The organism is Stenoxybacter acetivorans DSM 19021 (assembly GCF_000745895.1).
Taxonomy (GTDB): Bacteria; Pseudomonadota; Gammaproteobacteria; order Burkholderiales; family Neisseriaceae; genus Stenoxybacter; species Stenoxybacter acetivorans.
Map to the genome: position 1 here is coordinate 22,751 of NZ_JQKE01000028.1, position 9,471 is coordinate 32,221.

12 protein-coding genes are annotated in these 9,471 nt (G+C 48.2%); 5 read left to right on the top strand and 7 right to left on the bottom strand.

Annotation, left to right across the window (positions count from 1 at the left end):
- Positions 1 to 28: 28 nt before the first annotated feature.
- The 6 genes from Q384_RS05165 to rsmD all read right to left on the bottom strand — a co-directional run bounded on the left by Q384_RS05165 (position 29) and on the right by rsmD (position 3,296).
- Entirely contained in the window at positions 29 to 562 is a 534-nt protein-coding gene (locus Q384_RS05165; RefSeq protein ID WP_037586393.1) for a COG4648 family protein, read from the bottom strand.
- A gap of 4 nt (positions 563 to 566) precedes the next feature.
- On the bottom strand, positions 567 to 827 hold the full coding sequence (locus Q384_RS05170; protein WP_037586394.1) for an acyl carrier protein: 261 nt from the start codon (positions 825 to 827) through the stop codon (positions 567 to 569).
- Between the two features lie 10 nt (positions 828 to 837).
- Positions 838 to 1,101, bottom strand: a complete 264-nt coding sequence (locus Q384_RS05175; RefSeq protein WP_037586395.1) for a phosphopantetheine-binding protein — start codon at positions 1,099 to 1,101, stop codon at positions 838 to 840.
- On the bottom strand, positions 1,098 to 1,889 hold the full coding sequence (locus tag Q384_RS05180; RefSeq protein WP_051940491.1) for a lysophospholipid acyltransferase family protein: 792 nt from the start codon (positions 1,887 to 1,889) through the stop codon (positions 1,098 to 1,100). Before Q384_RS05180 ends, Q384_RS05175 begins: the two co-directional genes overlap by 4 nt.
- Positions 1,865 to 2,608: a beta-ketoacyl synthase chain length factor gene (locus Q384_RS05185; protein WP_037586396.1), complete on the bottom strand. Its 744-nt coding sequence runs from the start codon at positions 2,606 to 2,608 to the stop codon at positions 1,865 to 1,867. Before Q384_RS05185 ends, Q384_RS05180 begins: the two co-directional genes overlap by 25 nt.
- A 133-nt stretch (positions 2,609 to 2,741) precedes the next feature.
- Complete coding sequence (gene rsmD, locus Q384_RS05190; protein ID WP_037586397.1) at positions 2,742 to 3,296, bottom strand: 16S rRNA (guanine(966)-N(2))-methyltransferase RsmD; 555 nt, start codon at positions 3,294 to 3,296, stop codon at positions 2,742 to 2,744.
- A 221-nt stretch (positions 3,297 to 3,517) separates the two neighbouring features.
- Between rsmD and Q384_RS05195 the strand changes: the two genes are divergently transcribed.
- The 5 genes from Q384_RS05195 to nudB all read left to right on the top strand — a co-directional run bounded on the left by Q384_RS05195 (position 3,518) and on the right by nudB (position 9,084).
- Complete coding sequence (locus tag Q384_RS05195) at positions 3,518 to 4,681, top strand: type 2 periplasmic-binding domain-containing protein (RefSeq protein ID WP_425423474.1); 1,164 nt, start codon at positions 3,518 to 3,520, stop codon at positions 4,679 to 4,681.
- A 279-nt stretch (positions 4,682 to 4,960) separates the two neighbouring features.
- Positions 4,961 to 5,371 (top strand): roadblock/LC7 domain-containing protein, encoded by a 411-nt coding sequence (locus Q384_RS05200; RefSeq protein ID WP_037586398.1) that lies wholly within the window; start codon positions 4,961 to 4,963, stop codon positions 5,369 to 5,371.
- A gap of 251 nt (positions 5,372 to 5,622) precedes the next feature.
- Positions 5,623 to 6,663 carry a lytic murein transglycosylase B gene (gene mltB / locus Q384_RS05205; RefSeq protein ID WP_051940493.1) on the top strand — a complete coding sequence of 347 codons (1,041 nt, stop codon included), beginning with the start codon at positions 5,623 to 5,625 and terminating at the stop codon, positions 6,661 to 6,663.
- A gap of 82 nt (positions 6,664 to 6,745) precedes the next feature.
- The gene (gene dnaX, locus Q384_RS05210; protein ID WP_037586399.1) at positions 6,746 to 8,617 is read left to right on the top strand and encodes a DNA polymerase III subunit gamma/tau; all 1,872 of its coding nucleotides are present in this window, start codon (positions 6,746 to 6,748) and stop codon (positions 8,615 to 8,617) included.
- On the top strand, positions 8,614 to 9,084 hold the full coding sequence (gene nudB, locus Q384_RS05215; protein ID WP_037586400.1) for a dihydroneopterin triphosphate diphosphatase: 471 nt from the start codon (positions 8,614 to 8,616) through the stop codon (positions 9,082 to 9,084). Before dnaX ends, nudB begins: the two co-directional genes overlap by 4 nt.
- Positions 9,085 to 9,201: 117 nt before the next feature.
- On the opposite strand, the gene Q384_RS05220 is transcribed toward nudB, so the two are convergent.
- On the bottom strand, positions 9,202 to 9,471 hold a 270-nt coding region (locus Q384_RS05220), incomplete at its 5' end, for an integrase core domain-containing protein (protein WP_037586401.1).

Here is a 9,471-nt window from a genome sequence, read left to right on the forward strand (position 1 = left end):
AATCATCAGCACCAATCGGCGGCAGGGTTCATCGAATTTTCAACACAAAATACCGATACAGCCATTCTGCACCAAACAGTAAACCCATTAATAAGTAAGCAATCACGCCGGTGTATATTGCCCAAGCAGACCATGCAGCGGTTGCAATCAAATACAAAGTAATCAACGCATTGAATACAAAGAAGCCGCACCAAATCAGCGTTACCTTGCGGGTATAGCGCACGCCCGATTCGGGCAAATCAGGATGTTGCAAACGCGCCAGCCGTTCAATCAGGCTTTGCGAGCTGAATAAGCTGCCGCCGAACAAAGCCAGCATCAATAGATTGACGGCAATCGGATACCAATACATGGCATCAGGCTGCCTGAAAAGCCAAATAAGCACAAAAAACAGTGATAAAACAAAAGCAAGCAGCCGCTGAGGCTTGTGCCGGCTGAATACGGCGCGCGAACCCCAAAGCATTGCCATGCCCAGCGCAAGCCACGGAAACCAGCCTCGGTCTTGCCCGAAAAACCACAATAAAGGATAGACAATGCTGATGAGCGCGAGAAGCCGATGCAACATGGCTTTATTCAGCCGGTTCGGATTGGGTTTTTTGCAATACCGCGTTAATCACATCGTTTACGGTGCGCACGCTGCGAAAATCGTCTGCCACGAGTTTGTAGCCGGTTTTGCGTTTGATGTAGTCAATTAAATCAATGGCATCAATGCTGTCAATTTCCAAGTCTTCATATAAATTGGTTTGCGGTGTGATTTTTTCGGCATCAATTTCAAATAATTCTGTTAATGCGTCAGTCAATATCTGGGTGATTTCTTCCTGATTTAACATAACATACTCCTTATTTCTTGCTTTGCGCCGCAACAAACGCCGCTAAAGTTTTAACACTGTAAAAATGCGCACGCAATGCCGTGCTGTCATTTTCAAAAGTGAAACCAAAGGCTTTTTGCACTGCCAAGCCCAATTCCAAAGCGTCCACCGAATCCAAGCCCAAGCCCTCGCTGCCGAACAGCGGTGCGGCGGTGTCTATGTCTTCGATGCCGATGTCTTCCAGACCCAAGCTGTCAATAATCAATTGTTTTATTTGCTCTTCCAAGGTATTCATGCGGCAGTTTCCTTATTAAAATAGTCTTCCAAGTATTGATTCAAGCGGCGCGAGGCAATCGGCAGCGGCTTTTCAGCCAGCCAAGCTTGCGGGTCGATGTCTTCGCCCACCCGAAATTCATAGTGCATTTGAATGCGCGGTATGCGATACCACGGCTGTCCTTTTTTTAAACTCGGCGGATTTTGCTTGATCACAATCGGTGTGATGATGCGTGCGCTGCGCAAGCCCAATGACACCGCGCCGCGATGAAAGCGCACCACGCCGTCCCAATTGGTGCGTGTGCCTTCAGGAAAAATCAAAAGACATTGCCCACCTTGCAAAATAGCATGAATCTGCGAGAGCAAGGCTTCCGATTCGTCATTCACCACAAAACCGCAGGCGCGGATTGGGCTGGTCATCACCAGATTGCGCAATAAATCACGTTTGACGACGCAATTTGTTTGCGGCACAAAACTCAATAAAAACACCACGTCCAATAAAGACGGGTGGTTTGCCAGCAATAATTGACCCGGTCTGCCCAAGCGTTCTGCACCGTGCAATTCATAGCTTAAAATGCCCGACTTCACCAGATAAACAACAAACAACCGCCAAATGCCCGCCACCAAACGGCGTGCGCGCAGCTGGCGCGGGACATTACCGGCGGTGCTGATTAAGGTGTAGGGCAGTAAAATCAGCTTGAACAATAAACCGGCAGCACCAAACAGCACAAAGGCGAATAAAGTGGCAAACAACCGCCGCCACCAATTCGCCCGTGTTCGCCAACTCATCGTGTCCATTGCCATAACCATTGCCTGTCGGCATAATTTTGCCGCAATACAGCGGGCTTGTTTTCTTCAGCCAAACACACATGACGAATCCAATGCAGCGCACCCCAATAGTCGCCGGCTTTTTCCGCCGTTTCAGCGGCTGCCTGGAAACGCAATCGGCAGGCATCGCCCGCGGTTAATACCGCTGCAAACGCATAAGCAAACGGCGCACGCTGTGCTTGCGGTAAATCGTATTCAGACGCAATGGGTTCATCAACCACCGCCAGCAATACCCGTTCAGCACCTTCTTGCAATAAAATGCAGGCTTCTGTAAACGCCGCTTCAAAATGATCTTCCGCGCTCAAAGCCGTGTATTCGCTCATGTCTTGGTGTAGCATCGACCATTGTGCGGGCAGCGCATTGTGTACCGATAAGCCAAACGAGGTTGGCGACACACCTTCCCCGCGCAGCAAGGACAGCCACAGCGCAAAACTGCGGTTGATTTCACCGTCGTGCGAAGCATATACCAAGGGACAATGCTGATTGTCTGCCAGTAAAGGATGCGCCGCCGCAAACATTAACCGTGCCGCACCGCTTAACCGTCGCCGCTGAATCGGCGGCAAAAAATCCAAATTCGGCTTGGTTTCAGGCAGCCCGTTAATCCATTCAGGGTGCTGCGCCCAACGCTGCCAATCTTGGCGTTCACTGAAAAACGGACACACCGCACGCCAAGCGGTCAGGTTAAAAGATACTTCAATCATCGGTTATTTGGTTGCGCGGGTAATGGTTGGTTTTGCTTTATCGAATAATAGTAACAACAATAACCATTTATGGTTTTGTTATTATTTCAAGCGATTAACAAAATATTACCATAAATGCGTTATTGAGACTTACTCAGCGCGAAATATATTTCAGCAGCATAAAATGGCTCATGCCCGCTTTGCCTTGTTTTTCTGTTTGCCACTGTGCCGGTATTTCGGGCAGTTTGCCCGCTTCCAAATAAACCAGTGCACCGTCATTCAAACAGGACGGCAGCCGCGAAAACAGCATTGCCCATTCTTGCCACGCAAACGGCGGATCTAAAAACACCACATCAAAACGCTGCGGCGCGTGTTGTAAAAACACCAAGCCATCGGCGGCAATGATTTCAACCGCAGGCAGTGCCAATAATTCGGCATTGCGCCGCAATTGCTGTGCCACTGTGCGCTGCTGCTCCACCAAATAAACGTGTTTGGCGCGGCGTGATGCCGATTCAAAGCCGAGCGCACCGCTGCCGGCAAATAAATCCAACACACATTTCCCGCTCAAATCCTGCCCCAGCCAGTTAAATACGCGTTCGCGGACACTGTCGGCAGTGGGGCGCAAGCCTGTTGCGTTTGGAAAAGCGATTTTACGCCCGCGGTGGCTGCCGCCGATGATGCGGATTTGGTTGCGGTGTTGTGTGTTCATTTTAAAAATACAGATGATGGTTGTGCTGAATTTTAGCCGAATTTTCGGCTTGCCTGAAACGGCGTCTGCTCATAAAATACACAACCTCACAGCTGTTTGATTTTCAATTGATTTATCGGAAATAAAATGGCTGTACCGCAGCGGCTGCCTGAAACCCCAATCATGGTTTTTCAGGCAGCCGTGTTATACGTTTTTCACCCAACAAAGGAATGATACCGTTCATGAATCAAGTTACTAAATTGTTTATCGCGTTAATGGGCTTCACCTTAGCCGCTTGCGGCGGCAATACTGCCGACAGCCAAACAACACCCGCCGCGTCTGCCGTTACTGCTTCGGATACCGCTGCCAATACCGATGGTTTGCCGCAAACCGAAGAGCTGAATATCTATAATTGGTCGAATTATGTGGACGAAAGCACGGTTACTGATTTTGCCAAAGCCAATCAGATTAAGGTTAATTACGATCTCTACGAAAACAATGAAACGTTAGAAGCGAAGGTGCTTACCGGCAAATCCGGTTATGATTTGGTTGTGCCGGGCATTGCCTTTTTGCCGCGCCAAATTAACGCGGGTGCGTATCAAAAAGTACACAAAGACTTGATTCCGAATTATCAAAACATTGATCCTGCGTTGCTGAAAATGATGGAAACCGCTGATCCGGGCAATGAATATGCCGTGCCGTATTTCAGCGGTGTAAACACTTTGGCGATTACCGATAAAGGCAAAGAATTATTGGGCGGCGTGCTGCCTGAAAACGGCTGGGATTTGCTGTTTAAACCCGAATACACCCAGAAGCTGAAATCCTGCGGCATTGCGCTGTGGGATACGCCCAGCGAAATGTTTCCGATTATATTGAATTATTTGGGCAAAGACCCCAAAGGTGCTTCGCCTGATGACATCAAAGCGGCGGCAGCGGTATTGGAAGGTATTCGCCCTGATGTGAAACGCTTCAGCCCGTCGGTTATTGATGAATTGGCGCGCGGCGATGTGTGTTTGGCAGCGGGCAACGGCGGCGACTTGAATATGGCAAAAGCCCGTTCGGAAGAAGTGAAAAATGAGGTTGGTATTGAAGTATTAACACCGAAAGGCATGGGCTTTTGGATTGAATCTTGGCTGATTCCGGCAGACGCGAAAAATGTGTTAAACGCCCATAAATACATCAACAATACACTCAACCCTGAAGTGGCGGCAAAAAACGGCAATGAAGTAACATTTGCACCTGCCAGTTTGCCCGCCCGTAAATTGATGAACCCGGAATTGGTTGCCACCCGTTCCATCTTCCCGTCGGTTGAAGACATGAGCAATGGTTTTGTGATGCCGCAAATGAGCGATGATGCGAAAAAACTCACCGTGCGGCTGTGGCAGCAAATTAAAGTGGGCAAATAAAGCAAACACCCAATATTTCCTTTTTTATCAAAAACAGCTTGTATTCGCAGTACAGGCTGTTTTTTTATTGGGCTAGTGATAAATAGGTAAATAGTAACGTTATTTATTATGATTGATTTTATTTACAGTGCGAAATCATTCCACAGAATAGAATGCAATACTTTTGAAACAAAGCAGAATTATATTGGATGAGGGTTTGCCGGAATTGTATTCAAGTCTATCCGTAAAAACCAATAAGCTATTTATTTTAAAAAATTTGAAAAATTTAAAGGTTCAATAATGAGCAATATTGATGAAGTTTGTAAGCAAATTTATAACGAAGTTCCTCATGCGATTGGTGTGGCGGTGGTGGATACCGATTCGGCAATGATTCTGGGTGTGTATCATGAAGTGCCGCATTTTGATCAGGAATATTTAGATGCGGTGGCGGGTGCTGCAGTGAATATGGTGCGTGGCCGGAATACTTACGCCGTTGAAGACATGATTGCCGAGCGGCGAGGAAAAACAGTACAGCGCAATTCGGTGACAGAAATGCAGATGAACATCGGCAGCACTTTCCATTTTATGGCGGCTGTTCCGGGCAAGCCTTACGCATATGCGTTTTTGATTACCGAACAAAAAGCCAATTTGGGTTTGGGTTGGCGAGCGATTCGTAACGCTTTGCCGGCAATCGCCGGGTGCTGTCTCTAAAACCATCAGTTATTTGTGCATCAATTAAAAAAAACGGTATTTCATAGGAAATACCGTTTTTTGTTGATAATACAGCCGAAATATCGGATATTGTCTGCTGTTGCCAGGTGTTTCGGCTGCATAATTGCACTGCACCGTGAACGGTGTGTGATTGCTTCAACAGTAAAGGTATATTTTATATCGGTGTTGGTGTTGTTCTGTTATATTCTTCATCTGAAATAATATTATTAACTGCTATGGAATCATTTGTTATGAACCGCAAATCACTTTTTGCCGCTGTTATCGTGTTTCTGAGTCTTGGCGGCAGGGTATCTGCCGCACCGAATGAAATTCAAATACGCAATGAAACCCAAGGTACGGTAATCGCTGCCGCTCCTGAATCATTGCTTGCCCGCGCTGATGTGCAGCGGTTTATTGATGCGCAAACCAAAAAGGGTCTGGCACGCGGTGAATTGGAAACCTTGTTTGCCAATGCGGTAAATAAGCCCGGCATTATCGCTGCGATGGATCGCCCGAGCACCTCTTCGCCTTGGTATCGTTTTCGTGCCAATCATGTCAGCGGAAAAAGAATTAAAGACGGTCAGTGGTTTCAGCAAGAATATGCTTCGGTGCTGGCTGCGGTATCGCGCCAATACGGTGTACCCGAAACGTTGATTTTGGCAATTCTGGGTATTGAAACCCATTACGGCACAGTTACCGGCTCATTTCGCGTTGCTGATGCACTCACAACGCTGGGATTTAACTATCCGCGCCGTGCCGAATTTTTTCAGCAGGAATTGGCGGAATTTCTGCAATTGGTTGGTGAAGAGAAGCGCAGCCCGTTTGATTTTCAAGGCAGTTATGCCGGCGCGATGGGTATGCCGCAGTTTATGCCCTCAAGTTACCGCAAATGGGCGGTGGATTGGGACAAAGACGGCAAGCGTGATATTTGGAATAATGTCGGCGATACCGCTGCCTCGATTGCCAATTACATGAAACAGCACGGCTGGCAAACAGGCAAGCCCATGGCGGTGCGCGTGGGCATGAACATCACGCCGCAGCTGCAAACGCTTATTGATGACAAAACCGAGCTGAAATACACCGCCGGACAATGGCGGCGCATGGGTGTGTTTGTTCCGATGCAAATTGCCGATGCTGATTTGGGTGTGCTGTATCAATTGGAAGTAACACCGGGTGAATATGAGTATTGGCTGGGCTTGAATAATTTTTACACGGTTTGGCAGTATAATCACAGCCGCTATTACGTTCACGCCGTGCGTGATATTGCCAATGCTTTGGGCGGTGAATTGTAATTATTTTTCAGGTAGCCTGAATGAATGCGTTAATTAAATACATTTACAGGCTGCCTGAATTCTGTTTTTGGGTAACAACAATATGGCATACCAAGTATTAGCCCGCAAATGGCGGCCGAAAAAATTTGCTGATTTGGTCGGGCAAGAGCATGTGGTCAAAGCATTGGTGAACGCTTTGGAAAAAGGGCGGCTTCACCATGCTTATTTGCTCACGGGTACGCGCGGGGTGGGCAAAACCACGATTGCACGGATTTTGGCAAAAAGCCTGAATTGCCCTGATGCGGCTGCGGGTGAACCTTGCGGCGTGTGCAGCAGCTGTACCCAAATCGACAGCGGCCGCTATGTGGATTTGCTGGAAATTGACGCCGCGTCCAACACAGGCATCGATAATATCCGCGAGGTTTTGGAAAACGCCCAATATGCGCCCACACAAGGGAAATACAAAGTCTATATTATTGACGAAGTGCATATGCTTTCTAAAAGCGCATTCAATGCCATGCTCAAAACGCTGGAAGAGCCGCCCGAGCACGTCAAATTCATTCTTGCCACCACCGATCCGCACAAAGTACCGGTAACCGTATTGAGCCGCTGTTTGCAATTTGTGCTGCGTAACCTTAATGCTTTGCAAGTGCGCGATCATTTGGCGCATGTGTTGAAAACCGAAGAAATCGGCTATCAAGATACCGCGCTGAATTTATTGGGGCGCGCCGCCGCCGGCTCTATGCGCGATGCCTTGAGTTTGCTGGACCAAGCCATTGCCATGGGTTCAGGCAATGTAACGGAAGCCGATGTCCGCAATATGATTGGTGCGGTGGATCACAGCTATTTATACGATTTGCTGCGTGCATTGGCATCACAAAACGGGCAAGCCCTGATGGATAAAGCCGCTGAAATGGCAAGCCGCGCCGTGGGTTTTGACAATGCCTTGGGTGAGTTGGCGTTATTGTTGCAGCAATTGAGTTTGCTGCAAGTGGTGCCGAGTGCCATTCCTGCCGATGATCCCGATTATGCCGCTTTGCAGCAGTTGGCGCAGCAATTCAGCAGTGAACAATTGCAGTTGTATTATCAATGTGCCATTCGCGGCAAACAAGACCTCACCGCCGCGCCCGATGAATACGCAGGGTTTGTGATGACTTTGTTGCGTATGCTGGCATTTGCGCCGATGGCGGCAGCGGCACAGCCTGTTGATGGGCAAATTATCGGCAGCGCACTGCACAATCCGGAAACAACACCTGCCCCAAAGCCTGAAACGGCGGCGGCAAATGTCAGCAAGCCTGTGCCGCCGATTGAAGCCACACCGATTGCCGCTGTTTCATTGCCGAATAATGATGCGGATTTGGGTGAAACCGTATCGACCATTGCCGCTACCATTACCGCCGCCGATACCGATTTACTGCCGCAAGCAAATGCGCCAGAAGCCGAATTGAAATCGGCATCACCGTTGCAGAATGAAACACAAACAGATAACGCAGCGGCAGATGAAGACAGGCTACCTGAAAGATCAAATAAATTTGCCGACGAGCAGCCGCCCAAAGTTAGCCAACCCTTGCCTGAATTGACCGCTGATAACTGGTCGGACATTCTGAAAATAATTGCACCGAAATTGGGTGCAGCGCAGATGTTTAGTCAGCATTCAGCGATAACGGCGTTTCAATCTGAAAATGGCGAATTAACGCTGGCATTGGCGGCTCAGGGCAACGCCACATTCAATAAACAAAATTTAAACCGATTAAGCACGGTTTTATCTGAGGCATACGGGCGTGAAATACGTGTGCAAATCCAAAAACGGGAAGACAATCACCCGGAAACACCGCAAATGCAGCAGCAGCGGTTAGACCAAGAAGCCCGACAGCAAGCTTTGCAATTATTGCAATCAGATCCAACCGCGAGTGCATTGGAAAAAGCCTTTTCAGGCAGCTGGATTCCCGAAAGTCTGGTTTTAAAACAACCATGAATACCGAAACAAAATCATCGTATAAACAACCTGTTTCCGTGTTGGTTTTGATACATGACGCGGCGGAGCGGATTTTACTGTTGGAACGTGCCGATAAACCCGGTTTTTGGCAATCGGTAACCGGCAGCTTGGCGTGGGGCGAAACCCCGTTTCAGGCAGCCTTACGTGAATTGGCGGAAGAAACCGGTTTGTGTGTGCCGGCGGCGCAATTACGGGATTGGCATCAAACGCAAGATTATGAGATTTACGCACATTGGCGGCATCGCTACGCACCCGGCGTTACCCGCAATACCGAGCATGTATTCTCTGTGTGTGTGCCGTCTGATGCGCCGATTGTGTTGTCTGAGCGTGAACATTTGCGTTATTTATGGTGTGATTTAAACACCGCTGCTGCCAAAGTATTTTCTCCGTCTAATCGTGAGTCTCTGTTGCAATTGCCGCAGTATATACATCGCGGCAACAGATGATGCAGCTGGTTGTTTTTGCGGCAATATACATCAAACAAATTTCTTTTTTAATCACGCAGCAATCCAAAACAATCAAGCCCTGTACGGTACGGTAGAAAACGGACTATTGTGTAAGAATTACCCGCGTTGTTTACACTTTTCATCAAAATAAAAATATTTCTCTAGTACCTCGTATGGTGTCGCCCCGTTAAGCGATTTATGAGGCTTCACCGTATTGTAGTAGTTGATGAAGCGATTTAGCTCCAGCTTTCGATGCTCACTGTCCTGAAAGCGTGTTTTATCGTGCCACATCTGCATCAACGTCCTGATAACCCGCTCTGCCTTACCATTGGTCTGTGGGCGGGCAACTCGGGTAAATTTTTGATTGATGCGATGTTCTGTACAGAC